At 49.4% G+C, this 25965-nt stretch carries 22 protein-coding genes; 16 read left to right on the forward strand and 6 right to left on the reverse strand.

The genetic code is table 11. The features are described 5' to 3' along the window. The first annotated feature begins 47 nt into the window (after positions 1-47). From tatB to C0081_RS09805, 5 genes are all read left to right on the forward strand, one after another. Positions 48-569, forward strand: a complete 522-nt coding sequence (gene tatB / locus C0081_RS09785) for a Sec-independent protein translocase protein TatB (protein WP_101533606.1) — start codon at positions 48-50, stop codon at positions 567-569. Continuing rightward, positions 566-1363, forward strand: coding sequence for a twin-arginine translocase subunit TatC (gene tatC, locus C0081_RS09790; protein WP_101533607.1), 798 nt, complete (start codon positions 566-568; stop codon positions 1361-1363). The genes tatB and tatC overlap by 4 nt, the downstream gene beginning before the upstream one ends. 242 nt (positions 1364-1605) lie before the next feature. After that, positions 1606-2889 (forward strand): serine--tRNA ligase, encoded by a 1284-nt coding sequence (gene serS, locus C0081_RS09795; RefSeq protein WP_101533608.1) that lies wholly within the window; start codon positions 1606-1608, stop codon positions 2887-2889. Between the two features lie 138 nt (positions 2890-3027). Beyond that, on the forward strand, positions 3028-3780 hold the full coding sequence (surE, locus tag C0081_RS09800) for a 5'/3'-nucleotidase SurE (RefSeq protein ID WP_101533609.1): 753 nt from the start codon (positions 3028-3030) through the stop codon (positions 3778-3780). Positions 3781-4011: 231 nt separating this feature from the next. After that, positions 4012-6090, forward strand: coding sequence for a LysM peptidoglycan-binding domain-containing M23 family metallopeptidase (locus C0081_RS09805; protein ID WP_101533610.1), 2079 nt, complete (start codon positions 4012-4014; stop codon positions 6088-6090). An 82-nt stretch (positions 6091-6172) separates the two neighbouring features. Here the strand turns inward: C0081_RS09805 and C0081_RS09810 are convergent, their stop codons facing one another. Next, on the reverse strand, positions 6173-6691 hold the full coding sequence (locus C0081_RS09810; protein WP_101533611.1) for a CinA family protein: 519 nt from the start codon (positions 6689-6691) through the stop codon (positions 6173-6175). 48 nt (positions 6692-6739) lie between these two features. Next, on the reverse strand, positions 6740-8011 hold the full coding sequence (locus C0081_RS09815; RefSeq protein ID WP_342587672.1) for a bifunctional 2-C-methyl-D-erythritol 4-phosphate cytidylyltransferase/2-C-methyl-D-erythritol 2,4-cyclodiphosphate synthase: 1272 nt from the start codon (positions 8009-8011) through the stop codon (positions 6740-6742). A 246-nt stretch (positions 8012-8257) separates the two neighbouring features. Here C0081_RS09815 and dusB point away from each other — a divergent pair, with 246 nt between their 5' ends. From dusB to hflX, 9 genes are all read left to right on the forward strand, one after another. Further along, positions 8258-9295 carry a tRNA dihydrouridine synthase DusB gene (gene dusB, locus C0081_RS09820; RefSeq protein ID WP_101533612.1) on the forward strand — a complete coding sequence of 346 codons (1038 nt, stop codon included), beginning with the start codon at positions 8258-8260 and terminating at the stop codon, positions 9293-9295. 47 nt (positions 9296-9342) lie between these two features. After that, a complete protein-coding gene (locus tag C0081_RS09825) occupies positions 9343-10401 on the forward strand; it encodes a two-component system sensor histidine kinase NtrB (RefSeq protein WP_373236094.1) in 1059 nt (352 codons plus the stop codon). 11 nt (positions 10402-10412) lie between these two features. After that, a complete protein-coding gene (ntrC, locus tag C0081_RS09830) occupies positions 10413-11846 on the forward strand; it encodes a nitrogen regulation protein NR(I) (protein ID WP_101533614.1) in 1434 nt (477 codons plus the stop codon). Positions 11847-12027: 181 nt separating this feature from the next. Next, positions 12028-14397, forward strand: a complete 2370-nt coding sequence (locus C0081_RS09835; RefSeq protein WP_146006432.1) for a sensor histidine kinase NtrY-like — start codon at positions 12028-12030, stop codon at positions 14395-14397. Positions 14398-14399: 2 nt separating this feature from the next. After that, positions 14400-15770 (forward strand): nitrogen assimilation response regulator NtrX, encoded by a 1371-nt coding sequence (gene ntrX / locus C0081_RS09840; RefSeq protein ID WP_101533616.1) that lies wholly within the window; start codon positions 14400-14402, stop codon positions 15768-15770. A 212-nt stretch (positions 15771-15982) separates the two neighbouring features. Further along, positions 15983-17359: a Trk system potassium transporter TrkA gene (gene trkA / locus C0081_RS09845; RefSeq protein ID WP_101533617.1), complete on the forward strand. Its 1377-nt coding sequence runs from the start codon at positions 15983-15985 to the stop codon at positions 17357-17359. A gap of 24 nt (positions 17360-17383) precedes the next feature. Beyond that, positions 17384-18844 carry a TrkH family potassium uptake protein gene (locus tag C0081_RS09850; RefSeq protein WP_101533618.1) on the forward strand — a complete coding sequence of 487 codons (1461 nt, stop codon included), beginning with the start codon at positions 17384-17386 and terminating at the stop codon, positions 18842-18844. A 348-nt stretch (positions 18845-19192) separates the two neighbouring features. Beyond that, entirely contained in the window at positions 19193-19447 is a 255-nt protein-coding gene (gene hfq / locus C0081_RS09855; protein WP_101533619.1) for an RNA chaperone Hfq, read from the forward strand. A gap of 54 nt (positions 19448-19501) precedes the next feature. Further along, positions 19502-20845, forward strand: a complete 1344-nt coding sequence (gene hflX, locus C0081_RS09860) for a GTPase HflX (protein WP_180966831.1) — start codon at positions 19502-19504, stop codon at positions 20843-20845. 12 nt (positions 20846-20857) lie between these two features. On the opposite strand, the gene mazG is transcribed toward hflX, so the two are convergent. Both mazG and mnmC2 read right to left on the reverse strand, forming a co-directional pair. Then, the gene (gene mazG, locus C0081_RS09865; protein WP_101533756.1) at positions 20858-21694 is read right to left on the reverse strand and encodes a nucleoside triphosphate pyrophosphohydrolase; all 837 of its coding nucleotides are present in this window, start codon (positions 21692-21694) and stop codon (positions 20858-20860) included. 30 nt (positions 21695-21724) lie between these two features. After that, a complete protein-coding gene (gene mnmC2 / locus C0081_RS09870; protein ID WP_101533621.1) occupies positions 21725-22486 on the reverse strand; it encodes a tRNA (5-methylaminomethyl-2-thiouridine)(34)-methyltransferase MnmC2 in 762 nt (253 codons plus the stop codon). A gap of 95 nt (positions 22487-22581) precedes the next feature. Here mnmC2 and C0081_RS09875 point away from each other — a divergent pair, with 95 nt between their 5' ends. Next, positions 22582-23772, forward strand: a complete 1191-nt coding sequence (locus C0081_RS09875) for an NAD(P)/FAD-dependent oxidoreductase (RefSeq protein ID WP_180966824.1) — start codon at positions 22582-22584, stop codon at positions 23770-23772. A gap of 43 nt (positions 23773-23815) precedes the next feature. On the opposite strand, the gene C0081_RS09880 is transcribed toward C0081_RS09875, so the two are convergent. Next, complete coding sequence (locus C0081_RS09880) at positions 23816-24034, reverse strand: DUF6500 family protein (RefSeq protein ID WP_101533623.1); 219 nt, start codon at positions 24032-24034, stop codon at positions 23816-23818. A gap of 442 nt (positions 24035-24476) precedes the next feature. On the opposite strand from C0081_RS09880, the gene C0081_RS09885 reads away from it, so the two are divergent. Continuing rightward, on the forward strand, positions 24477-25151 hold the full coding sequence (locus C0081_RS09885) for a glutathione S-transferase family protein (protein ID WP_101533624.1): 675 nt from the start codon (positions 24477-24479) through the stop codon (positions 25149-25151). Here the strand turns inward: C0081_RS09885 and C0081_RS09890 are convergent. Further along, positions 25143-25946, reverse strand: coding sequence for an MBL fold metallo-hydrolase (locus C0081_RS09890; RefSeq protein WP_101533625.1), 804 nt, complete (start codon positions 25944-25946; stop codon positions 25143-25145). The two genes, C0081_RS09885 and C0081_RS09890, sit on opposite strands and share 9 nt — an antisense overlap. Between the last annotated feature and the right edge of the window lie 19 nt (positions 25947-25965).

A 25965-nucleotide genomic window follows, 5' to 3' on the forward strand; every position in this document is an offset into this window, starting at 1 on the left:
TTTGTTTCCTTCTTATTTTTGTTCATTAGCGGAGCCGGTGCTTTTTCATGTTTGATATCGGTTGGAGTGAAATCCTCGTTGTTGTGATCATCACCGTTCTGGTGGTGGGTCCAAAGGAATTGCCCGGAATGTTGAGGACGGTTGGTAAATCCGTTCGCAATTTGCGGCGTATGGCGGGTGATTTTCAAAATCAGTTCAACGAAGTCTTGAAAGAGGCTGAGTTGGATGAGGTGAAAAATACCATCGGCGATATTCGCAAACTGGACCCCACTGTTGCGGTCAAAGATGCGGTATCCAAACAGCTGGGGTCTGTTGACGATTTGACAGAAGATCTATCCAGTAAAATGAAACAGAGCAGTCAGGAAATCAATGACACTCTGTCTGCTGACGATGGTGCGAGCAATAGCGACAAATCCGATCTGGTCGAGATCGAAGACGATGACAATGCGTCTGAAGTTGCTTCTGCTGATATGTCTGCCTCTGATGCCAGTGAGCCTGTAGAGGTCGCCAGCAAAGAGCCTTCCAAACCATCTTCCGCAGATGATGCAAGCTCAAAGGCTGATTCATGAGTGACACCGAAAAAGATGAGATTGAAGGCAGCAAAGCGCCATTGATCGAGCATTTGATCGAGCTTCGTAGCCGTCTTCTGAAAACGGTGATCGCTGTCTTGGTCGCATTTCTTATCTGCTTTTACTTTGCAAGCGATATCTTCAATATCCTGATTATGCCTTATGAAAGCGCTGTCGGTGATGCTCGGCCTGTTGAAATGATTTTCACTGCGCCGCAGGAATATTTCTTTACTCAGATGAAGCTGGCCCTGTTCGGCGCATTGTTCATTGCCTTTCCGGTCATTGCTAGTCAGATCTATATGTTTATGGCTCCAGGTCTCTATCGCCATGAACGCGAAGCGTTTTACCCGTTCTTGTTGGCAACTCCCATTCTGTTTGCCACGGGGGCTGCGTTGGTCTTTTTTGTGGTCATGCCGCTTGCCTTGCAGTTTTTCCTCAGCATGGAACAGACCGGCGAGGGTGTTGCTCAGATTGTGCATTTGCCAAAAGTTAGCGAGTATCTCGGGCTCGTTATGACTTTGATTTTTGCTTTTGGGCTTGTTTTCCAGTTGCCTGTTGTTCTCACGCTTTTGGCGCGTGCAGGGTTGGTTGATGCGGAAGGTTTGAAAGCAAAACGCAAATATGCTGTTGTTGGAACCTTTGTCATGGCTGCTGTTTTGACACCGCCAGATCCGGTTAGTCAGCTCGGTTTGGCAGTGCCAACGCTTTTGCTTTATGAATTGTCGATCTTGTCGGTCAAATTCGTAGAAAAGAAACGTCTTGAGCGTGATTTGGAAGGCGACGAGTTTTCCTAACAGGTTGGCGCCCGTTTTGGGCGCTCAACACCACTTTATCGTGGTTAAATCAACACAGTTTGTGGGTTACTGGACAGTTTGCCCCATCTCGAGGGCATTTGGCTTGCGTCGCGCTGCGTGCTTGCCTATTTTTCGCGCGACCGGTTATTTTTTGGCGTTGAGTCTTCTTAGTGCAGACGTGCGGTCATCCAATTGGGTTTTTGACCCATCCTGCCGACAGAACAAAATTCGGAAATATTATCATGTTTGATATCAAATGGATCCGCGATAATGCGGAAAGCTTCGATGAGGGCCAGATCGCGCGCGGAGCCGAAGCATCGTCTTCCCGTTTGATTTCGCTGGATGATGAGCGTGTGGCGCACGTTCGTAAATTGCAGGATGCACAGACGCGCCGCAATGCTGCCTCTAAAGAAATCGGCAAAGCCAAAGCGACTGGTGATGAAGAAAAAGCCAAGGCACTGATGGCTGAAGTGGGTGAGCTCAAAGGTTTCATTCAGGGTGGCGAAGCCAAAGAACGGGAATTGCAAGATGCGCTGACTGCTGCGCTTTCCAGCGTTCCTAACATTGCGCTTGATGATGTGCCTGCCGGTCAGGATGAAAATGACAATGTCGTGCATCACACATGGGGTGACAAACCTCAGATGGATTTTGCCCCGAAAGAGCATTTTGAACTTGGCGAAGCGCTGGGGCAGATGGACTTTGAAATTGCTGCTAAATTGTCCGGTTCTCGCTTTGTGGTGTTAAAGGGACAATTGGCGCGTCTTGAGCGGGCTATCGGCCAGTTCATGATTGATGTGCATGTTAACGAGCATGGGTGTGAAGAAGTCTCTGTTCCTACTTTGGTACGGTCCGAGGCCATGTATGGTACTGGCCAGCTGCCTAAATTTTCTGAAGATGCCTTTCATACAGATGATGATCGTTGGTTAATCCCGACATCGGAAGTGCCGCTGACCAACCTTGTGCGCGACAGCATTATGGATGCCGAGCAGTTGCCGATGCGTGTCACTGCGCTCAGTCATTGTTACCGATCTGAAGCAGGATCTTCGGGGCGCGATACACGCGGTATGCTGCGTCAACATCAGTTCACCAAAGTCGAAATGGTTTCCATTACCGATGAGGACAGCTCTGTTGCCGAGCAAGACCGGATGTTGGAGTGCGCAGAGACCATTTTGAAGAAATTGGGCATCTCTTATCGCGTAATGACGTTGTGTTGCGGCGATATGGGCTTTTCTGCGCGCCGGACATTTGACATTGAAGCATGGTTGCCGGGGCAGAATAGCTTCCGAGAAATCTCTTCTGTTTCTGTCTGTGGTGATTTTCAGGCGCGCCGTATGAATGCCCGTTATCGTGTGGCTGGTGAAAAGTCTGTGAAGTTTGTTCACACTTTGAATGGCTCCGGCGTTGCTGTCGGGCGTTGTTTGATTGCGGTCATGGAGAATTATCAAACGGCCGATGGATCAATCGTGGTCCCTGAAGTTCTGCGGCCCTATATGGGTGGGCAGGAGATCATTTCGGCTAAAGGTTGATTTTTGTTGTCTGGGTGTGATGCAAGTTCGGCTATGAATTGGCTGGATCGCGCTGCGACTTATTGGATGTGATTTTAAACCTTGCGTGTGAATTGTTTGTGCGCGAGGGTTCATAACTCAAACGGAATGAGGAAAAAGATGCGTATTCTCCTGACCAATGACGACGGCATAAATGCGCCTGGGCTGTCTGTTCTTGAAGAAATCGCGCTTTCTCTTTCCGATGACGTTTGGATTGTTGCTCCTGAAACTGAACAGTCGGGCATGTCGCATTCCCTCACACTGCACGATCCGTTGCGCTTGCGTCAGCTGGGCGACAAACGCTTTGCGGTGAAAGGCACGCCGACTGATTGTGTCATTATGGGGGTAGGGCATGTGTTGCCGGAAAAACCTGACCTTATCTTGTCTGGTGTCAACCGTGGTCAGAATATGGCTGAAGACGTAACCTATTCTGGTACCGTTGCGGGAGCTATGGAAGGTGCATTGCTCGGTATTCGCTCTTTTGCGCTGAGCCAAGCCTATGGCTGGGAAACCAAAGGCGGCATTGACTGGACCTGTTCGAAAGAATTTGGAGCGCGCGTGGTCAAGGATCTGATGACCCATGATTTGCCGTTTCAGACTTTGCTAAACATCAATTTCCCCGATTGCGCACCCGCGGATATCGGGGATGTGGTTTTCACCCGTCAGGGACGTCGAGATCAAGCGCAGTTGAGTGTCGAGCCTCGGCTTGATGCACGGGGGCAATCTTATTTCTGGCTCGGGTTTGAAGGGCGCAGATCTGATCCTGCCGAGGGTACAGATTTGCACGCGATTGCGAATCGGCAAATTTCCGTTACACCGTTGCGGTTGGATATGACCGACCACAGCACGCTGGGTGTGCTTCAAAAAGGATAAAGGCTCTTCCGTCTTTGAACAATTGTAAAAGCTCATTGCTCTGCGTTGATACGTAAAGCAGTGGGCTTTTGTTGTATTTGGAGGGGATTTTCGCATGGAAATGGGGAAGGGGCTTTTGTGGCAAAAGTCCAAAAGTTACTAATTCGATGTCCGTTTTAAAGGTTTGGAAAGGTTACTGAGTTCTAATCAAAGTCAGTATTTTGGGTGTTGTGCGTATAATCCGGTGTTGGTATGAACTATTCAGTATTGCGTAAGTTTCTGTCGACCACGTCATTGGTTGCTGTTGCGGCAACAATTTCGGCGTGTAGTGGTGAGATGGAACGTTGGAGTTCTCCCGGTTTTGAGGGTTATACCCCAAATCAAAAAGAGATCTTCACAAATTCAACGACTAAGGTCCCGTTGCAGACGGCTGCTAATCAGCAAATGCCAGCAGCAGTGATGCCCGGGCAACAAGTGCGTTATCAATCTCCCGTTTATACCAGCCCTACGAATGTTCCTGTTGTTGCCGCGCGAAATAGCGCTCCTTTGGTAACCAATTCGGTTCAAACGGCTGTGCGGACACCTGTTCAATCCTATCCGATGCCTGCGCAAGTGTCGAACACGGCAGGGTCTGTACCTGTCTATAGTGCTGTGCCTGTGGCGACCAATACGGCAAATTACCGGTATCCGTCTTCAACGCCGAATGTTGATTATACATCGACAGGATCAATTGCATCCGGCACTTTTAACAAGCCGCCAGTGGTTGTGTCTAGCTTCCACTCTATGCCAAAATCTGCACCTCGGGTTAAGAATGCGCCGCAGACATACGCTTCGGTGCCTGCTGTTTCTTCGCAGCGGATGCCAGTGTATGTTCCAGTTGCTGCGCAGCCGATGCCGCCTAAGCCGGTTCAGGAGAAATCCCGTTTCAGCATAGCCAAATTCTTTTCTTTGCCAAAGACTGCGCCTAAGACGAAGGCGGTTGATTATGGTACAACCGCATCGATTACGCCGCCGGCAATGATCCCGTCTGGTTCTTCTGTCTCGGGGCGCCAGCAAGTCGCTCCGTCGACGATTAACCGGTTTCAAAATACACAATCTGCGAGAACCAGCGGGAACTGGACGAGTGCTGGTGGCTCTATGGTCACCGTGCGTTCTGGAGAGACTATTCAAGTTTTGTCTCGCCGTTATGGTGTGCCATCTAAGGCTATCGCAGACGTTAATGGTTTGGTGGATCAGAGCTATGTAGCGCCGGGGCAGCAGCTTCTCATTCCGGTCTATCAACAGGCAGGTACGCCAAGCTATCAAAGTGCGGGGCAGCAAACAGCGGCGGTGGCAACTTCAAATTACGTGGTGCCGGCAGTATTGCAGGTGCCAAAATCAAACCCTCTGCGTTTGCAAAGCCAGTCGCCTTACGGTCAAAAAATTATTCGTATGCAGCAAACCGCAAATGCGCAGCGCCGTCATATGGTCATGCCTGGGGACAGTCTTGGTGGTATTGCAAGCCGCTACAATGTGACTGTTGCAAGTTTGGCTCAAGCCAATGGCCTATCGACCAATTCGCCGGTTCGGATGGGACAAAGACTTCATATCCCACAGCCTGGCGCTGCGGCCAATGGAGTTGACTACACGACCACAGCTTCAATTAATCGCCAACCGGTTGATATGAACTCGGCTGGTAATCAAGCTATGCCGCCTCTGGTCAGGGTATCGCGTATTCCAAAGGCGAAACCTCTGCAAACGATACCGTCTTCTCTGGCGATTATGAAGTCTCAACCCACCGGAAATATAGTGTCTTTGCCAAAGGCAAAAGCCAAACGTCAAAGAGTTGCAACCTTACAGCAGCCTGTTGGTTTGCCTACTGGTGTCACAAATGATGCCGCACCGGTTTCTCGTGGTGTGGTTTCTACTTCAAATAACAAGAGTTCAACTGCAGCAACTGGCAATGCCGGAGCACCTAAATTCAGATGGCCCGTACGTGGACGTATTATTTCAAACTACGGTCGGAAGCGGGACGGCGGGCGCAATGATGGCATCAACTTGTCGGTTCCGACAGGGACATCTGTCCGCGTTGCAGAAAGTGGCACCGTGATCTACTCGGGTAGCAAGTTGAAAGGCTATGGCAACTTGGTTCTGGTGCAGCATTCCAATGGTTGGGTGACAGCCTATGCGCACAATGAAAAAATACTGGTTTCCAAAGGGCAGCAGGTGCGCCGAGGGCAGATTATTTCGCAAGCCGGTAATTCTGGCAATGTCGACAGTCCTCAGCTTCACTTCGAGTTGAGAATTAAGGGTGATCCAGTCGATCCAGTGCCATATTTGATTAGCTCTTGATTGGGCCGTTAGATTTAAAGATAGAAGGGGGTGTTTGGGCACCCCCTTTTTTGTTTTATCGGGTTTTATTTTTGAATGAATTTTAGTCAGGAGACATGCGCGGTTTTTGGGTCATGGATTCAATGAGCATGATCATGGCATATTCAACAGTTGCAGCCCTGACATTCTCACGGTCCATCGCTGCAAAGATTTTTTTTCTATGGATTTGCGGATAGTGTTTTGACGAGACAGCAAAATGCACCAGTCCGACTGGTTTGTCCGCGGATCCTCCGGCTGGGCCAGCTATTCCGGTTACCGCGACAGCAAAATCTGCATTTGAATAATAGATCGCTCCCTCTGCCATGGCACGGACGACTTCTTCACTTACAGCGCCGCATTGTTTGATCATTTCGGGCGGCACATCTAGCATCTCTGATTTGGCTTCGTTGGAGTAGGTAACAAAGCCACGATCAAAGGCTTTTGATGCGCCCGGTATTTCGGTGAGCGTCGCGCTGATTAGGCCTGCTGTGCACGATTCCGCCGCTGCAAGCTTGTGATTGTTCTTTCTGGCGATTTCCAAAACTTCATTGGATAGTTCGATCGCATCTACGGGAACATACATGGTGGGTGTCCTTGCCTGAGCAAAATCGGATTGTGATGGTATCCACTTTTAGTCTTCTCTATCGGGGAGTTGTATACATGTGCTCGCCATTGCTGCGATGCCTTCTTTGCGGCCGGTGAAGCCAAGGCGTTCGCTGGTTGTGGCTTTGACGCTGACACGATTGATCGATATCTCGCAAATGTCTGCTATGGCCTGACGCATTGCTGGGCGATGTGGGCCGATTTTGGGCGCTTCACATATCAAGGTCAGGTCGATATTTGATATTTTCCCATTGCGTTCTCTAACGCGCCGTACCGCATCTTTTAAAAACAGATCGGATGCAGTGCCTTTCCATTGCGGGTCGGAGGGCGGGAAGTGCGTTCCGATATCGCCATCTGCTATGGCACCTAGAATGGCATCTGTAATGGCATGAAGGCCAACATCAGCGTCAGAGTGGCCTTTCAGTTTTTTGTCATGGGGAATTTGAATACCGCCAATGATCACTGCGTCGCCAGCATCAAAGGCATGAACATCGTAGCCTGTGCCCATGCGTACATCGGTTAACGGGGATGTTGACCCCTGAAGAGAATTTAGACGCGCGTCAGCCATGTCGAGATCTTCCCGGTTGGTCAATTTTATGTTGGTTGGATCGCCCTCAACGATGTGGACTTCGGCTCCGGCCCATTCTGCAACGGCAGCGTCATCTGTAAACGTCTCTGCGCATTGTTGAGCGGCGCGAGTATGGGCGTCGTAGATAAAGTCAAATGCAAACGCCTGCGGGGTTTGCGCAGCCCAGAGGCTGGAGCGGTCGATGGTCTTTTGAATGCGCCCCTCTGGGGTGGCTTGCTTGATTGTGTCGGTCACCGGAACCGCAACGAGGCACGCTTTGTGGCTGTGCAAGGCAATGCGACATCTATCCAGTATCGCATGTGAGATAAACGGGCGGGCGGCATCATGCACTAGAACGGTGTCTATGCTGTCCTTTTCCAAGGCTCTGAGTCCGCACAAAACAGAGGCTTGTCGTGTTGTGCCCCCGCGGACTGATGTTCGCAGCTTTTTCTGCGCTTGCTCCGCCAGTTTGCCTTGCAACAATGGGGCGACTGCATTTTTGTAAAGGTCCAGATCTTCTTGGGCGATCACCGTCACGATAAGGTCGATGGCATCGCTGGTAAGGAATGTTTCGATGGTTCGGCAGAGTACGGCCTTGCCGGCCAGGGGCACGTATTGTTTGGCGACGGCATCGGATGTGCGTCTGGCGCGAACGCCGGATCCTGCGGCGACGATGATTGCTGCGCATGTCATGATTGCGAGGCTTTCATGGTTGAGCTTTTGTTCTTGCACTGTTTGTTGCCCTTTGACCGAGTCTTGGTCTGTGTCATCGGGCTGAGTGTATAAGTGTCTGCTTTGCTCCAAACATCAGTTTGTTCCTATTGCCTTGAGTTAGATTGTGCGCCCGGTCAAGGGAGACATGCCAACTTTATGCAATAAAGGGTGTGAATGTCTAAATAATGATCATTAAAATGTCTTGCACATATATTAGGCATCTCTATACTGGAACAAAAGATATTTTTGAAAGCTAATCTCTATATGTCTCTGTCAGCTATCCATAATGCAGCCGCGAGCCTATCAATCGGTGCTGTTACTGTGCCCAATGGCGTGTTTCTGGCTCCTATGTCCGGTATTACGGATTTGCCATTTCGCGAGTTGGCGGGGCAGTTTGGCGCTGGTCTGGTTATCTCAGAAATGGTCGCTAGCAAAGCTTTCGCTGTTGGCAAAGAAGAGATGCGTCTCAGAGCTGAGGGGCAAGGCATGGATATACATGCTGTTCAGTTGGCTGGCAACCGTGCTGATTGGATGGCGGAAGCTGCGCGTTTGAGCGAAGGGGCTGGTGCATCCCTTATCGATATCAATATGGGCTGTCCGGCCAAGAAAGTCATTTCGGGCTATTCCGGTTCTGCGTTGATGCGGGATCTCGATCAAGCCGTCCGTTTGATTGATGCTGTGGTTGATGCTGTGTCCGTACCTGTGACCGTCAAAATGCGCTTGGGTTGGGATAATGCTAGTTTGAATGCAGCTGAATTGTCGTCTCGGGCCGAACAAAGCGGCGTTGCTCTGGTCACTATTCATGGACGCACCCGTAATCAGTTCTACAAGGGTTATGCCGATTGGGATGCGATCAAAGCGGTTAAGGATGCGGTGTCCATTCCAGTGATCGCCAACGGTGATGTGCTGAATGAAGAGGATGCACAAGATATTTTGTCGCGGTCAGGTGCCGATGGTGTGATGGTTGGGCGTGGCGCTTATGGTCGCCCATGGTTGCCCGGACACATAGCCCATTTTCTGGCTTGCGGTGAGAAGCTAGACCATCCTCGTGGTGATGAATTGTTGGCTCTGGTGATCGACCACTATGATCGGATGATTGACTATTATCCAGAGGTGGTTGGTGTGCGGTGCGCGCGTAAGCATCTGGGCTGGTATATGGACCATGCGACCGAACCTATGCAGTCAGCATCCTCACAACTGGCACGCTTAAGAAAACAAATCCTTACTGCAGATGATCCAGAACAGGTGCGGATTGCATTGCGCGCCTATTTTCAATTTACTGCTGAAAGACAAGTCGCATGAGCGAGAGGCAAAAGACCAAAAATGCCGCAGATGTTCCTTATCAGGCAATGATGAGCGCCCTGCCGCATCCCATAATTTTAGTGGATAGGGAGGGATTCGTTGCCGCTGCTAATGATATGGCGCAGATTTTTTTCCAGTCGAGCGCATCTGTGCTCTCCCGCCAAAGTCTATCCGATCTTCTGCCGTTTGGCAGCCCTGTTTTGGCGTTGGTTGACCAAGCGCGCGTTCGACTCGCTCCGGTGAATGAATACCGGATTGATATTTCCAATCCGCGCATTGGTGCCGATAAAGTCGTGGATGTCTATGCCGCTCCGGTGCCCGATAGAACCGGATCCGTTAGTGTGATGCTACAAGAACGCTCAATTGCAGATAAAATGGATCGTCAACTCACCCATCGTGATTCTGCACGGTCTGTCACCGGTCTGGCTGCTATGCTGGGACACGAGGTCAAGAACCCCTTGTCGGGCATTCGCGGAGCTGCGCAGTTGTTAGAGAGCTCGGTTTCGGATGAAGACAGGGCTTTAACGCAATTGATCACGCAAGAGACAGATCGGATTGTGCGGTTGATTGATCGTATGGAAATCTTTTCTGATCAACGTCCTGTCGAGCGAGAAGGTGTCAATATTCATGTTGTGCTCGATCGTGTAAAGCAATTGGCCAAAGCCGAGTTCGGGGATCGGGTTCGCATTGTTGAGCAATATGATCCTTCTTTGCCTTCAGTCTTTGCCAATCAGGATCAGCTTGTGCAGGTCTTTCTGAATCTGGTGAAGAATGCTTCAGAAGCCATTATCGACGTGCCTGATCCGGAGATTGTTCTTACAACTGCTTTCCGTCCGGGAATTCGTATTCAAGTGCCTGGTTCTACGGAGAAAACCTCGTTGCCTTTGGAAATTTGTGTAAAGGATAATGGGGCTGGAATACCCAAAGAATTGGAAGATTGCCTGTTTGATCCTTTTGTTACCTCCAAGACCAACGGCTCCGGATTGGGTTTGGCTCTCGTTGCCAAGCTGATTGGTGACCATGGGGGGGTTATCGAATTTGACGGCAGTGGCCGCCAGACCATTTTCCGCGTGATGCTGCCGACGAGCAGCTCGGAACAATTATAGGAGTTTGGACCATGTCTAAAGGGACAATCCTTCTTGCCGACGACGATGCTGCCATCCGTACCGTGCTTAATCAGGCTTTGTCGCGTGCGGGTTATACCGTTCGTTTGACTTCAAACGCCACCACCCTGTGGAGTTGGATTTCACAAGGGGAAGGGGACTTGGTCATTACCGACGTGATTATGCCGGATGAAAACATCTTTGATGTTTTGCCTCGCATAAAAAAAGCGCGGCCTCATTTGCCTGTGATTGTGATGAGTGCGCAAAATACCTTCATGACGGCAATCAAGGCATCTGAGCGCGGGGCTTATGAGTATCTTCCCAAGCCATTCGACCTCAAAGAGTTGATCAGCATTGTTGGAAGAGCGCTTTCCGAGCCTCGGCCCAGTCTTAAGGCGACAGAAGAAGACAGCATGGATATCCCGCTCATTGGTCGCTCAGCGGCGATGCAGGATATCTACCGCATGCTCGCGCGTTTGATGCAAAATGATCTGACGGTCATGGTGACAGGGGAAAGCGGGACCGGCAAGGAATTGGTCGCGCGTGCTTTGCATGATTATGGCAAGCGGCGCAAAGGGCCTTTTGTCGCTATCAATATGGCTGCAATTCCGAAGGATTTGATCGAATCCGAATTGTTTGGCCATGAAAAAGGGTCCTTTACAGGAGCGCTTGGGCGCTCTGCCGGTAAGTTCGAGATGGCTGAAGGGGGCACTTTGTTCCTCGATGAGATCGGCGATATGCCAATGGAGGCTCAAACTCGCCTATTGCGCGTATTGCAACAGGGTGAGTATACCACGGTGGGTGGGCGCACTCCGATTAAGACCAATGTGCGAATCGTAGCTGCGACAAACAAGGATTTACAATCGCTCATCCATCAGGGTTTGTTCCGTGAGGATTTGTTCTTTCGGCTCAATGTAGTGCCAATGCGCTTACCGCCTTTGCGTGAGCGTTCAGAAGATATCAAAGATCTTGTCCGGCATTTCTTCGCCATCGGAGAGCGTGAAGGATTGCAGGCCAAGCAGATTCAGCCAGATGCTTTGGACGTGATGTTGCGGTATCGTTGGCCCGGTAACGTGCGCGAATTGGAAAATCTGGTGCGCAGATTGGCGGCGCTCTATCCGCAAGAAACAATCACCTCGGCACAGATAGAAAATGAGCTCAATCAGATCAGTCTGACAACGGATATTCAATCAGAGCAAAAAGTTCAAAATCTGGCTGTGGCAATGGAATCATATCTTGAGCAGTTGTTCAAAGAATTTGGTGATAATCTGCCGCCTCCAGGGCTTTATCACCGCTTGCTGCGCGAGATTGAATTCCCTCTTATTTGTGCCTCGCTTGCCGCCACCAAAGGCAATCAGATCAAGACAGCCGAATTGCTCGGTTTGAACCGGAATACCTTACGTAAGAAAATAAAAGACTTGGATATTCAGGTGGTTAGAGGCGCTTAGTGCAAGTGTGACTAATTGTACCGACCGGTGGTCAAAAGATAGTTGTGGCTTTTTCGACACAGCTGCTCGCTGAGGCATAGACAGGTATGTGCAGACCTGTCACATTTAGGCAACATTTCAATTGGATAGAAGGGCTTGGATTATTTCATGATCGAGTCCTTTGCAAAGGAACGTGTTGCGCGTGTCATATTATTCGGAATCTGAGAATGGATTGAATAAAGGGGGACTGTTGGACCCTCTTGCCAGCAGTGACGGTTCAGCTTCATCTGGTTTGGATAAGTCGGAGCGTCGCGGCAAAGCGCGCATGATTGGTCTTGTTGCCGTTATTCTCGCTGTGGTCTCAGGTGTTGTCTCCTTTGTTGTCTTGATGGGGCTTACTTCTATTGAGCCGACGGACGATGTTATCAAGATTGCAACGGTCATCAACGGCAGCCTGATGGTGTTGCTGGCGCTGGTTATCAGTTGGGAAGCCAGCTCCATTTTCCTTGCGCGCCAAAAAGGTCGGGCAGGGGCGCGGTTGCACATCCGGGTGATGGGATTGTTTGCATTGGTCGCTGCGGCACCAACGATCATCGTTGCAATTTTTGCCTCCATTACGTTGGATCGAGGGCTGGATCAGTGGTTTTCATCCCGCACACAAGCCATCATCAACAGCTCCCAAACCGTTGCCAACGCATACACCAAGGAGCATGCTCGGGTGTTGCGGAATGAGCTTTTGGGTATTGGCCGCGCATTGAATGAAGCTGAGCCCTATTTTCTTTTGTCCGAAGATCGGTTTCGGGCGATTTTTGCTCAACAGACGCGCCTGCGTGGTATTCCTGCCGCGTTTGTTGTGAGTGCTGATGGCAAAGAGATGATGGCCTCTCCAAGTCGTCTCGATCAGCCTTTGCCGAACATGCCCAGTCCGGAGCTGTTGGAGCAGGCACACAGTCAGCCTGTATTGATTGCTTTGGGGGATTCTAATCTTGTTGCCGGCATTGTCCGTCTTGACGAATTCAGCGATGCCTACTTGTTCGTGGTGCGTGTCATTGACCCTGTGGTATCCAATTTTCTACGTATGACAACGGAAAATGTGCAGGAATATCAGGCTTTCTTTGATAGTCGATCCAATATTCAAGCCGCATTTGCAATTCTTTATATTGGCGCCGGTCTCATCATTTTATTGTCGACCACTTGGTTTGCAATTGGATTTGCTAACACTCTGGTCGCGCCGATCCGCCGTTTAATCAGCGCTGCTGAACGGGTGCGAAATGGCGATTTGTTTGTGCGTTTGCCAGTCGAGGCGGGATCGCCTGACTTTTCGAATCTCAATACCAGTTTTAACGCCATGACCACAGAGTTGCGATTGCAGCGTGATGAATTGATTTTGGCTCGCGATGCGATTGATGCGCGCCGTCGCTTCACTGAGGCGATGCTTCAAGGGGTCAGTGCAGGTGTTGTGGGGGTGGATGCGACGGGGCAAATTTCGCTTGCAAACCAATCGGTACAATCGTTGTTGGGTGTGAGTGAACAAGACCTGCTTGGCGAAGAACTCAAGGATGTTTTTCCAGAATTGTCTGGATTGGTGGAAGAAGCGCAGGATCACATGGGGGTGCGTAAGGATGATCATGTTGCTGTGGTGCGTGATGGCATCGAACACACATTGCGCGTGCGTGTCACGTCTGAACGCAGCGAAGAAGAAGCCCATTCTTACGTTGTGACACTGGATGATGTAACAGATCTAGTGTCTGCGCAGCGCTCTGCCGCTTGGGCCGATGTGGCGCGACGGATTGCACATGAGATCAAGAATCCTTTGACGCCGATTCAATTGTCTGCAGAGCGTTTGCGCCGCCGATATGGCAAGAAAATTGATCCCGATGATCGCAAGGTTTTTGATCAATGTGTCAGTACTATTGTGCGGCAAGTTGGTGATATTGGCCGAATGGTTGATGAGTTTTCATCTTTCGCTCGCATGCCTAAACCTGTTTTTGAGCCCGGTGACTTGTCTGAAGTGATCAAACAGTCGGTTTTTTTGGTCGAAGTAGCAAATCATGAAATTTCGTTCGATACAGATATCCCAGAAACAATGCCGGGATATTTTGATCACCGCTTGTTGGCGCAAGCGATGGCAAATATCGTAAAGAATGCCAGCGAAGCAATCGCAGGCCGAGAGGACAGGGCCGATATCGCGGGGCATGTCCACGTTTGGGCTTCTGAAGACGCCGATTGTTATTGTGTGCGTGTGATCGATAACGGCATCGGGTTTCCCGCCAACAATCGTCAACGGTTGTTGGAGCCTTATATGACAACGCGTGAGAAAGGCAGTGGACTGGGGCTCGCCATTGTACGCAAAATCTTGCAGGAACATGGAGGCTCCATCCTTCTGCGTGATGCTATTGAAGTGTCTGATTTTGAAAGCGGTGCGTGCATAGAGATACGCATTCCAAAAGAATCTGTGGAACAAGCGGATGCATTACAGAATGGTTCGGATGACGAGCATAATTCGGGCTTGATCCTGTCGACTATACCCGAGGGTAGTGAACCAAAAATTCAAGAAACGGAAGGAGAATGACCATGGCAGCAGATATTCTCGTTGTTGATGACGAAGTGGATATTCGCGAATTGGTTGCGGGCCTTCTAGAAGATGAAGGTTATGAGACCCGCATGGCATCTCATAGTGATGAAGCGCTTGAATTGATTGAGCAACGGCGCCCTTCTCTGGTTTTTCTGGATATTTGGCTACAGGGCTCGCGTCTGGATGGTTTGGCGCTTTTGGCTGTCATCAAACAAAAGCATCCGGAATTACCGGTGGTGATGATTTCTGGCCACGGCGGCGTTGAAACCGCAGTGGCTGCAATCAAGCGTGGAGCCTATGATTTTATTGAGAAGCCTTTTAAAGTTGATCGTTTGATACTGGTTGCCGAGCGGGCGTTGGAAGCATCCAATCTCAAGCGGCAGGTCAAGGACTTGCAGTCACGTAGTGGTGAGACAACCACCTTGGTTGGCTCCAGCGGAGCTATGAACCATCTACGTCAAATGATTCAGCGTGTATCTCAAACCAACAGTCGAGTCTTGATCTCCGGGCAGTCTGGGTCCGGCAAGGAATTGGTGGCACGCTGTATCCATCAAGAATCAAGACGTGCTGACAATCCGTTTGTTTCTTTTTCGGCTCTTCAGTTGTCGATAGAAGATCTAGAAATGGAGCTGTTTGGCACTGAGGCCGATGGCTTGAGCATTCGCAAGATTGGTGCTTTGGAAGAGGCTCATGGCGGCACCTTGTATTTGGAAGAAATCTCTGATTTGCCTATTGAGATCCAGAGCAAATTGACCCGCGTTCTGACAAGTAGCAAATTTTTACGCATTGGCGGCCAAAAACCGGTTCAGGTTGACCTGAGAATTGTTTCATCTACCTCTCGGAATATGGAGGAATTGGTGAGTGAGGGACGGTTTCGAGAGGATCTGTTCCATAGGCTTAATGTGGTGCCATTGGCTGTACCTCCGTTGGCCGAGCGGCGTGAAGATATCCCTGAGCTGGTTTTGCATTTTATGGAACTGCTTTCCGCCACGGCAGGATTGCCAGCAAGGAAAATTGGTCAAGATGCAATGGCTATTCTGCAAGCGCATGATTGGCCCGGCAATATTCGCCAACTCAAGAATAATATCGAGCGCTTATTGATCCTGACCAAGGGAGATGAAGACGCTATTATTACCGCAGACTTGTTGCCCAGTGAAGTTGGGGAAACCGCACCCAGTATTCCTGGTGGAGATTCCGCGAGCGAACAAATTATGTCCCTCCCGCTCAAAAAAGCCAGAGAAGTGTTTGAGAGGGAATATCTAAAGGCGCAGATTTCGCGATTTGGTGGTAACGTTTCACGTACAGCGGAATTTGTTGGGATGGAGCGCTCGGCTTTGCATCGTAAACTGAAGAGTCTTGGTGTTGTTTAATGCCCGTGCCAATCGATGGCTCGCCGGGGGTTGCTTTGTTTGGCGCGAAGATTTCCGATCCAGTATGTTTATATAGGATTGGGCCTTGGCTCATTATGTGCAATAAAGCGTGAACATTATTTTGCTGGTGCTGCGATTTTTGACCCAGAAACGCTGTGTGTTAATATTGGACCGACCGGTCATAAGGCAATGAAAGAAGAGAGCTGTCAGCTATGAAAGTGGTGATTTGCGGTGCAGGGCAGGTTGGATATGGCATTGCCAAACATCTGGCCGCAGAACAGAATGATGTAACCGTAATCGATAGCTCTCCTACGTTGGTGGCTGCGATTCGGGATACATTGGATGTGCGTGGCTATGTTGGGCATGGGGCGCATCCGGATGTTCTGGCGCGTGCCGGTGCTGATGAAGCCGACATGATTATTGCCGTTACGCTTTATGATGAAGTGAATATGGTTGCGTGTCAGGTTGCTCACTCCATTTTTAATGTCCCGACCAAAGTGGCTCGTGTTCGGGCGCAATCCTATTTAGAGAAGCATTGGGCTAATTTGTTCTCGCGTGAGCATTTGCCTATTGATGTGATCATTTCGCCTGAAGTGGAAGTTGGCGAAATGGTCTTGTCCCGCATGGCTATGCCCGGTGCTGAAGACACTGTTCGGTTCGCTGATGGCGAAGTTCTGATGATCGCTATCGAGTGTATGGAAGATTGTCCCGTTGTTGATACGCCTTTGCGGCAGTTGACGGAGTTGTTCCCGGATTTGCAAGCTGTTGTGGTTGGGGTGCGCCGTAATTCACGTTTGTTCGTGCCGCATGCCGAGGATCAAATGCTGGCCGGTGATTTGGCTTATTTGGTTGTTGATCGGGAGCAAGTCTGGCGTACCTTGAGCATTTTCGGTCATGAAGAAGATCAGGCGAACCGAGTGGTTATTGCAGGAGGGGGCAACATCGGTCGTTATGTTGCGATGGCGATTGAAGAAAGACGCCACCGCACACGGGCTAAAGTGATCGAACTGGATCGAGACCGTGCCATCAAGATCGCGAATGATTTCAAGGACACGATTGTTCTGCAAGGTAGTGCACTTGATTTGAACATCCTCAAGGAAGCGGATGTGCGCGACGCGGATACTATGATTGCGCTGACCAACAATGATCAGGTCAATATTCTCTCTTGTGCCATGGCCAAACGTTTAGGCTGCACACGCACCATGTCTTTGTTGAATGATGCTCATTATCCGGATCTGGCACATGATCTTGGTATTGATTCCTACGTCAATCCTCGCTCGGTGACGATTTCAAAGATTTTGCAACATGTGCGGCGCGGCAGGATTCGAGGTGTGCATGCCGTTGAAGATGGCGCAGCAGAAGCCATTGAGGCCGAAGCTCTGGAAACGTCTCCGCTTGTTGGGCGCCCTTTGCGCAGTGTTGAGTTTCCAAGTGGTGTGCGCGTCGGGGCGATTTATCGAAACAAAAAGGTTTTGATGCCGAATGGTGATACAACCATTCAGGCGGGGGATCGTGTCATCTTGTTTGCATTGGCAGACCGTGTGAAACAGGTTGAACTTTTGTTCCGCGTCAGTTTCGAATTTTTCTGATTACTGATTGGAACCTGTCCTCAGATGACCGCTATTCTCTATTTCCTTTCAATTTTGCTCGGTGCCTTGGGTGCTTTGATGTTGCCAACAGCATTGGTTGCCATCAGTGCTGGGGACATGGCTCTTGCTGAAGGATTTTTGCTAACGTCTGGATTGACGGGGTTTCTGTCCGGTGGGGTCTATTTTGCTCTGCGCGGGCAGAATAAGGAATTGGCAAACGCACAGACTTTTCTGTTGTGCGTGGTAACCTGGTTTGGCTTGCCGCTTGCCGCGGCTTTTCCATTTATGCTTTCGGGTGAGCTTTCGGGGATAGATTCTTTATTTGAAGCCACTTCCGGATTAACGACCACCGGATCCACGATGTTTCGCACCCTTGCTGAGGTGCCTACGGCCATTGTATTCTGGCGCGCTATTTTGCAATGGTTTGGCGGATTTCTAACGCTTCTTAGCTTTATTCTGATCCTATCTCCCAGCGGCGTTGGTGGTTTGCCCGATCGCCAAGCTGGTCTCATGGAGCGGAACCTGGGCGACGATACCGGTCGCATTTTCTTTGTTGTTAGGCAAATCGGTGCGGCCTATTGTTTCTTTACCTTGAGTCTTGCATGGTTGCTCATCATCTCGGGCTTGGGCGCATTTGACGCCATATGCTTGGCCTTTTCCACCCTGTCTACCGGTGGGTTTATGCCAATTGATGGAACAATCGCGGCTTATGATAACAGATTGGCAGAGTTTTTCATTGCAATCGGGATGATAATCGGCGCAACCAGTATTTTGTGGCACCGCATGGCTGTACGAGGCAAAGTACAATTACTTGTTGAGCATCGCGAAAGTTATGCCCTTTTGGGGCTAGTGCTGGCATTGGGTTTGCTCTACTCCATCGTTCTGTTTCAATTGGCGGGCAGTGCATCGGTTTTGCCACCTTCTTCTGCCTTGCGCCAAGGTTTTTTTACTGCCATTTCATTGATTTCGACGACAGGTGTCGAGTTGCGTCATGCTGATGTAACTGTTCTTCCCGGCATTTTGGTCGTTTGTATTGCCTTGATCGGTGCCACGCCGTTTTCGACTGCAGGTGGGTTGAAGCTTTACCGAATTGGGGCGATGACCGTGCAAGCAACACGCGAGATCGGACGTTTGATATATCCGCATTCAATTCGCGGTGGGCGGTTCGGTCGAACCAGTTACACGATGCAATTGATGAAAGCGATTTGGGCGTCTTTTCTGTTGTCGATGATCTTTATTGCAATCGTTGCAGGTATCGTGACCTATGATATTGGTCATTTTGATGGTGGATTGATCGCAGCAGTTTCAAATTTTTCCAATATCGGACCGCTTTATTCCTCCGGTTGGACGCAAACCAATGAATGGCCGGCATATGCGGATATGGGACTGGCTGTTAAATATGCACTCATTGTCACGATGATTTTGGGGCGCATTGAAATTATTGTTGTTTTAGGGGCTCTGAATGTCAATTTCTGGCGGCGGTAGTCGGTGTTTCAATATGGAGTGAAAACACGGTCACGCTGGAAATTGCCATTCGGTTCAATTGCGACTTGGCAAGAGCAATGTTTCCGATAGACTGATGTGAATATGAATCGGTTTGGTTGATTTTTGTAATTGTCCAAATTGAGATGTTTGCATATGTGGTGGGGATGCCTCAATATGCCGATCAAACGCGTAGTTCACCCCAGATGTGTGGACAACAACAGACTCATGTTGGGTTGTGGTCCAAAAACGATAGCGTGTGGTCTGGTCTATTACAGTGGACTACGCCATAATAATATCGAATATGATTACTAAAGCTCAGCGTATTATTACAACAATAAGGCAGGACAAATGGCAGAAAGAGCCCAGAACCTCCAGGATACTTTTCTAAATCACGTCCGCAAAACAAAAACACCGCTGACTATTTTTCTGGTCAATGGTGTTAAATTGCAGGGCGTTGTGACCTGGTTTGACAATTTTTGTGTGCTGCTTCGGCGCGATGGTCACTCGCAACTCGTATATAAGCATGCCATTTCTACGATTATGCCAAATGGCCCATTGTCCCTGTTTGAAGCGGGTGAAAATGGAGAGAAGGCAGAGGGCTGATTGTCCGATTTTAATGAATTTGAAGACGGTGAATCCAACAAACGTGGTCAAAAGCTGATTGATCGCGGTGCTGTTGCTACGCGCGCACTTGTTCTGGTTCCCATATTATCAAAGAGTTTGCAGAACAAAGCTGTGATTGAAGGGCGTCTGACTCGACGCACGGATGATGCTCGTCTTGAAGAAGCTGCCGGGCTTGCGTCTGCTATTGAACTGGATATTGTCGAGGTCTTGCGTGTGCCACTTAGCGTTCTTAAAGCGGGGACACTGATTGGTAAGGGAAAGCTTGCAGAGCTTAAGCAGCTTATCCATGACGAAGAAGTTGAGCTTGTGATCATGGATCATGCGCTTTCGCCAATCCAGCAGCGCAATCTGGAAGAAGAATGGGGCTGCAAAGTCCTTGACCGCACTGGTCTTATTCTGGAGATATTTGGTCGGCGCGCGCAGACCAAAGAGGGGCGTTTGCAAGTCGAGCTAGCGCATTTGAATTACCAAAAGGGACGATTGGTTCGTAGTTGGACCCACTTGGAACGTCAGCGCGGCGGTATTGGTTTTATGGGTGGTCCTGGTGAAACCCAGATTGAATCAGATCGGCGTGGGTTGCAGGAAAAGATTGCGCGTTTGGAACATGATCTTGATCAGGTTCGGCGGACGCGTGGTTTGCATCGCACAAATAGGCAAAAGGTTCCTCATCCGATTATTGCCTTGGTTGGTTATACCAACGCGGGCAAGTCGACGTTGTTTAATAATTTGACGGGCGCGGAAATTTTCGCAGAAGATTTGCTGTTTGCGACACTTGATCCAACCTTGAGAACCATGACGTTGCCCCATGGTCGTGATGTGATCTTATCCGATACTGTTGGGTTTATTTCTGATCTGCCAACACATTTGGTGGCGGCCTTTCGGGCTACTTTGGAGGAGGTTCTCGAGGCAGACGTGATTTTGCACGTTCGGGATATTGTCCATGAGGACACCGGTGCTCAGGCCGAAGATGTTGCCCATGTGCTGCATGATTTGGGGATCGAAATCTCGGAAGATCCGCGTGTCATTGAAGTCTGGAACAAAATTGATCTGTTGCCTGACGACGAACGGCAGACGGTATTGGATCGTGCCGCAGGACAGCAGCCATCTTTGGCAACGGGCCAAATGCAGCCCGTCGCTTTGTCTGCGGTTTCGGGGCAGGGTGTTGATACTCTGCTTGGCGAAATCGAAGAAAAACTGGCGCAGAAAGACAATTTGATAAATCTGCACCTTGAGTTTTCGGATGGAGAAGGTCTTGCTTGGCTCTATCGGCACTGTGACGTGCTGGAGCGGACTGACATTGAAACCGGTATTGATCTCAAGGTCAGGGCTGCGGATAAAATTCAGTCCGAATTGCGGAACCGATTTTACGTTGAATGACGGCGTCAGCTGTCATTTTTCTTTGGCTTCTTGCCATAGTTTTTCCATCTCTTCTAAAGTCGCATCTGGCAGAGACGTTTCGTGTTTAATTAGTTGTGCCTCGATATAGCCAAAACGATCGCGAAATTTTTGATTGGTGCGAGCAAGCGCCTCTTCAGGGTCAACATGGGCGTGACGCGCCAGATTTGTGACGGCAAAAAGCAAGTCACCTATTTCGCTTTTAACGGCCTGCTCGTTGACGGCTTCTTTGCGGCTTAACTCTTCGCGGACTTCTTCGATCTCTTCTGAAATTTTGTCGAGCACTAACAATGGGTCGTTCCAATCGAAGCCAACCTTGCTGGCTTGCTTTTGTAGTTTAACTGCCGCTTTCATGGCGGGTAGGCCGCGAGGCACATCGTCAAGAAAGCCTTTTGTGCTTTCATCTAGACCGAGTTCTGCACGTCGTGCCGCACGCTCTTCCTTTTCTTCTTGTTTGATGGTTTCCCATGCTTCGCGCACCAGTTTTTTACCGCGCTGGCCTGCATCACCAAAAACATGAGGATGGCGACGGATCATCTTTTGGGTGATGGCATAGACGACATCTCCGAAATCAAAGGCAGCACGATCCCCCTGCAGTTCATTTGCCATTTGGGCGTGAAAAACCACTTGCAGAAGCAGATCACCCAACTCGTCACGCAGATCATCCAAGTCGTTGCGTTCGATCGCGTCCTGAACCTCATAAGCCTCTTCTATGGTATAGGGAATGACTGACGCAAAATCCTGCTCGATGTCCCATGGGCAGCCGGTGTCTTTGTCTCTGAGGCGTGCCATTATTTTGACTAAGATGGCTATGTCACGTGAGGGGGCAATGGTCATTAAAGGTTCTCGATGTGATGAGGCTTAGGAGATGTGTGAAATTGTTTTGGTGCCTGTGATCATATCCCGTTTATGCCCAAAGCCTTTACGCTTTGCAATGGTGAAGCCGGCCTCTTGTAGGTTGCGCCGCACCCACCCCGCTGCGGTGTAACTGGCAAGGGTGGCGTTTGGAGTTGAGGCCTCACTGACGGTTCGCAGCAGATCAAGTGACCAAAGTTCTGGATTGGTCTTGGGATTGAAACCATCAAGATACCAAGCATCAATCGAGTGTGGGATGGTAAGGAGCCCCTCATATGCGTCACCGATAAACAATAGTAACGTTACGGCCCCGAAATGTAGAGTCTGCCAGCCGATATATGTCGGGTTCCACAGCGCGAGAAGTTTAGCGCCAAGTGGTTCCAACTCCGGCCAAGGGGACAGGGCCATGTGTAAGTCTTGTTTGGGCATCGGGTATTTTTCAACCGAGAGGAAGGTCAGTTTGGATGCGTTATGCGTGCCTTTCTCAATCGATGGCCGGTTTGAGGTCTGAGAGATATGTTTGTTCTGTTGATTTTGTACGGATAACCATGCTTGCCATGTTGCGAGAAAATTTAGTCCGGTACCAAAACCGAGCTCGCCAATGAGTGGCGCCTCTCCTTGCTGCCACCGTTGAGGCAATTTGTTTCCATTGATGAAAACATATCTGGTTTCATCCAAGCCGTTTTGACGTGAATAATATGTGTCGTCAAAGCGTGTGGATTTTGGGGTCAAATTGTCCAGCCAAACAAGTTCGGGTGTGTTGGGCATATGAATTTTCCAAGCAAGGGAGTAGGGTGCAGCCAACTGTCTCCATGGCATTTGAGCCAGGGGAGACTATCCTTTCATAAGAAGAAATGTCTGTCATGCCAAGTCCCATTACCTCTCCCACCTTAGTTTCCTCTGCACACTATGACCTTCTTGTCATAGGTGGCGGTGTCTTCGGTCTTTCTATTGCTCGCTCTTGTCTTGGTGCTGGGTTAAGCACTCTTCTGGTCGATAAAGGTCAAATTGGACATGGCGCCAGTTATGGTTTGTTGGGGGCGTTATTACCTCATATGTCCGAGAGATGGAATGAGAAAAAACAGTTTCAATACATAGCACTAGATCAATTATCTAAAGTTAAAGTTTCACTTGAAGAAGAGGTGGGAATATCGATTGGTTATGACCGTTGCGGGCGGATTGTTCCTTTGGCTACGGATGACTTGCGAAAGGCTCATGAGGTGCGCTCCAAGGAAGCCGAGACCTTGTGGCACGGAGCTGAAACAGGGTATTTTCACAAGGTGTTTGAAAAAACCAATCTCAACGGTTGGCTGAATGTTGAGCTTTGTCCGGAGGGGTACGCTTATGACAATTTTTCTGCTCGTGCCAATCCAAGGAGCTACTGTGCCGCGGCCAAAGCGTCGGTGTTGAAGCGTGGTGGTAAGGTGATGGAACAGGTTGGTGTTGTCGATATCCAGGATTTGGGTGAGGGGGCTCAAGTTACATTGTCGAACGGAGATGTGATTTCTGCCGGCGTTGTTGTGATGGCAGCGGGGTATAAAAGCTTCCCGATGATTGAGAAGGTGACGGGCACAGAGAACCTCGGTAAAGGCGTCAAGGGCCAAGCTGTGATCGCTAAGGTCGGGCAGCCAGATGGCATGCCAATCTTGTTCGATCGCAAGGTTTATGTGGTGCCTCATGATGATGGTATGTGCGCTATTGGTAGCACGACTGAACCTCAATGGGACGATGAACATAGCACGGACAATCGGTGCGATGAGATGTTTGAAATTGCTAAGGACTTGTGTCCAATGCTTGAGGGTGCTGAAATTGTGACGCGTTGGGCTGGCATTCGGCCCAAACCCAAGAAGCGAGATCCGATGGTGGGATTTTTGCCCGGGTCCAAATGCCTATTTGCCGCGACGGGTGGTTTCAAAATAGGGTTCGGAATTGCTCATGCGATTGCTCAGGTCTCTGTAGAGCGCATTGCTGGGTTAACGCCAACTTTGAAGTTACCTAACTCATTTGAGGCTTATAATCATCTCAATGGGGAACCATGGACTTGGTCGCCCTAACGGGTGGACCGTATTTGGTAAGGCGGCTGTTCACAAATGGTGCCTAGTCTCCGGACTGGATCATTGCACGGATCTTTACTGCCTTTTCGAAATGATCAAGCTGATGGGTTTTGATCCACCATTCAGCCGCTTCCATTAAGAGCTCTGGATTGTCATTTTTATTGGCAAAAAAGGCATAGAATGAAAGGCCAACATTGTCGCCTTTTTGTTCAATCTTGCGATTGCATATGTCGATTGCTTTGGCTCGTAGGTCAGCTCTCACCGAAATCTCCTTGTCTATCTATTTTCTGCTTATCACGGATAAGCAGGGTATTTCCAATGTTAGAAAAGTAAAACTTTATAATCTGATGGAAATGTCAGAAGGGGCTCGGCCTTCATCCGATATGCCAAACCGGGATGGCTACTAGGTTGCGTAGCAATTGATCTGATATCGCTGAACTGTAATTCGCATAATCTATATTATGGAACTAAAATACCAACAAGTGCATTTTCTTCTTTTCTTGCTATTCGATAAACTCTTTTATTTCATTGCTTTATTGCATCTGGTTAAAGTTCTTCCGATTCAGAAAACAAGTCAACAGTGATCGTTTTTTCGTGTTTAAACGTATCGAGATCTAAACAGGCTGGCAAAATTCAATTGTCAATTCTGTTCGTGAAGCTGGATTATCCCTTTTACGCATGTTGAATGGAATTAGGAGCAACGGATGATCAAAGTTCATTATCTAGGAGACTCTCGTGCTCATAGAATTCTTTGGCTGCTCGAAGAGCTTAGCGTGGATTATGATGTCGTTGTCTATAAGCGTGGGCCAGACTATTTAGCACCAGCAAGTTTGAAAGCCATTCATCCTTTGGGTAAGTCTCCCATCATTGAGGATGGCGATCTCCTTCTGGCTGAAAGCGGCGCGATCATTGACTATCTTGTAGAGCGTTATGGTAAGGATGCCGGCCTTAAGCCAGATACGGCCAGCGCGTCTTATTGGCGGTATAATTATTGGCTGCATTATTGTGAAGGCTCTGCGATGCCTCTTGTTACAAACAAGTTGTTGTTCGAGCTGTTGCCTTCAAAGACGCCATTTTTTGTTCGGCCTATCGCAAAGCTAATCTGCAAAGGTGTAATGCAAAAACTGATTGATCCAGCTTTCAAAGATCATATCACTCATTGGAACAAAGAATTATGCCGCGATGGTTGGTTCGCCTGTGGCGACTTTAGCGCAGCAGATATAGCTATGAGTTTCGTGGTTGAAGCGGCTGTTGAGCGATTTGAAATTGATCTAGACATTGGAGCTGTTCGGCAGTTCATTGATAGAATCCGAACGCGACCAGCCTATCAGTGTGCGGTCGAGCGTGGTGGTATTTACCGTTTGGCAAATTCAAAATGAGAGTGTCAGTCCATCATAGGCGGGCGTCACACCTAGAGGCAAGGTGCGGCACAAGGTGTCATAATCCATATCGATATGCATATGAGTGAGGATGGTTTTTTTAGGACGCAACCGCTCGACCCATTCAAGTACTTCATCAAGTGAGAAATGGCTTGAGTGAGGCGTATAGCGTAAGGCGTCCACGATCCAGACATCCAGATCCTGCAACATCTCTATACTTGCTGGTTCCAAATCACTGACATCAGAAGAATATGCGATATCACCAATGCGGTAGCCCAGTGAATGGATATCGCCATGGATCTGATTGAACGGTGTCGATTTGATCGTTCCTGCGGGGCCTTCAATGCTTAATTGTTGTCCATGGTCTATAATGGATGCTTCCAGAATTGGTGGATACGAACTACCTGGTGGTGTTTCAAGGCAATATCCGAAAGCCGATTTTATCCGGTCCATTGTCATATTGTTGGCGTATATTTTTACGCGTTCACGGCGATTGAATACAAAGGCGCGCAGATCATCGATGCCGTGAAGATGGTCGGCATGTGAATGGGTGTAGACGACACCATCAACCCATTCGATGTTCGCAGTCAGCATTTGTTGGCGGAAATCAGGTCCAGTATCGATCAACATGCGGGTGACTTTTTCACCGTCAAATTTCTCAATTAAGGCCGAGCATCGCAGGCGGCGGTTTTTGGGATTGGTCGGATCGCACTTGCCCCAATCGCCACCCACACGTGGTACGCCGGGAGATGATCCGCATCCCAAAATTTGTAATTTATATCCGCTGTGCGTCATGGTGCCCTGTTGGTATTTC

Origin of the sequence: Cohaesibacter celericrescens (assembly GCF_002866925.1) — a bacterium.
In the GTDB taxonomy this organism is placed as follows: Bacteria; Pseudomonadota; Alphaproteobacteria; order Rhizobiales; family Cohaesibacteraceae; genus Cohaesibacter; species Cohaesibacter celericrescens.

Excerpts from the sequence above, each read along its gene's own strand:
- mnmC2 (WP_101533621.1), bottom strand. The coding sequence starts at position 22,486 with ATGCCCAACACACCCGAACTTGTTTGGCTGGACAATTTGACCCCAAAA.
- C0081_RS09810 (WP_101533611.1), bottom strand. The coding sequence starts at position 6,691 with ATGTATGTTCCCGTAGATGCGATCGAACTATCCAATGAAGTTTTGGAA.
- C0081_RS09875 (WP_180966824.1), top strand. The coding sequence starts at position 22,582 with ATGCCAAGTCCCATTACCTCTCCCACCTTAGTTTCCTCTGCACACTAT.
- ntrC (WP_101533614.1), top strand. The coding sequence starts at position 10,413 with ATGTCTAAAGGGACAATCCTTCTTGCCGACGACGATGCTGCCATCCGT.
- hfq (WP_101533619.1), top strand. The coding sequence starts at position 19,193 with ATGGCAGAAAGAGCCCAGAACCTCCAGGATACTTTTCTAAATCACGTC.
- C0081_RS09805 (WP_101533610.1), top strand. The coding sequence starts at position 4,012 with ATGAACTATTCAGTATTGCGTAAGTTTCTGTCGACCACGTCATTGGTT.
- trkA (WP_101533617.1), top strand. The coding sequence starts at position 15,983 with ATGAAAGTGGTGATTTGCGGTGCAGGGCAGGTTGGATATGGCATTGCC.
- C0081_RS09825 (WP_373236094.1), top strand. The coding sequence starts at position 9,343 with ATGATGAGCGCCCTGCCGCATCCCATAATTTTAGTGGATAGGGAGGGA.
- serS (WP_101533608.1), top strand. The coding sequence starts at position 1,606 with ATGTTTGATATCAAATGGATCCGCGATAATGCGGAAAGCTTCGATGAG.
- surE (WP_101533609.1), top strand. The coding sequence starts at position 3,028 with ATGCGTATTCTCCTGACCAATGACGACGGCATAAATGCGCCTGGGCTG.
- C0081_RS09890 (WP_101533625.1), bottom strand. The coding sequence starts at position 25,946 with ATGACGCACAGCGGATATAAATTACAAATTTTGGGATGCGGATCATCT.
- ntrX (WP_101533616.1), top strand. The coding sequence starts at position 14,400 with ATGGCAGCAGATATTCTCGTTGTTGATGACGAAGTGGATATTCGCGAA.
- C0081_RS09885 (WP_101533624.1), top strand. The coding sequence starts at position 24,477 with ATGATCAAAGTTCATTATCTAGGAGACTCTCGTGCTCATAGAATTCTT.
- tatB (WP_101533606.1), top strand. The coding sequence starts at position 48 with ATGTTTGATATCGGTTGGAGTGAAATCCTCGTTGTTGTGATCATCACC.
- tatC (WP_101533607.1), top strand. The coding sequence starts at position 566 with ATGAGTGACACCGAAAAAGATGAGATTGAAGGCAGCAAAGCGCCATTG.
- dusB (WP_101533612.1), top strand. The coding sequence starts at position 8,258 with ATGTCTCTGTCAGCTATCCATAATGCAGCCGCGAGCCTATCAATCGGT.
- C0081_RS09850 (WP_101533618.1), top strand. The coding sequence starts at position 17,384 with ATGACCGCTATTCTCTATTTCCTTTCAATTTTGCTCGGTGCCTTGGGT.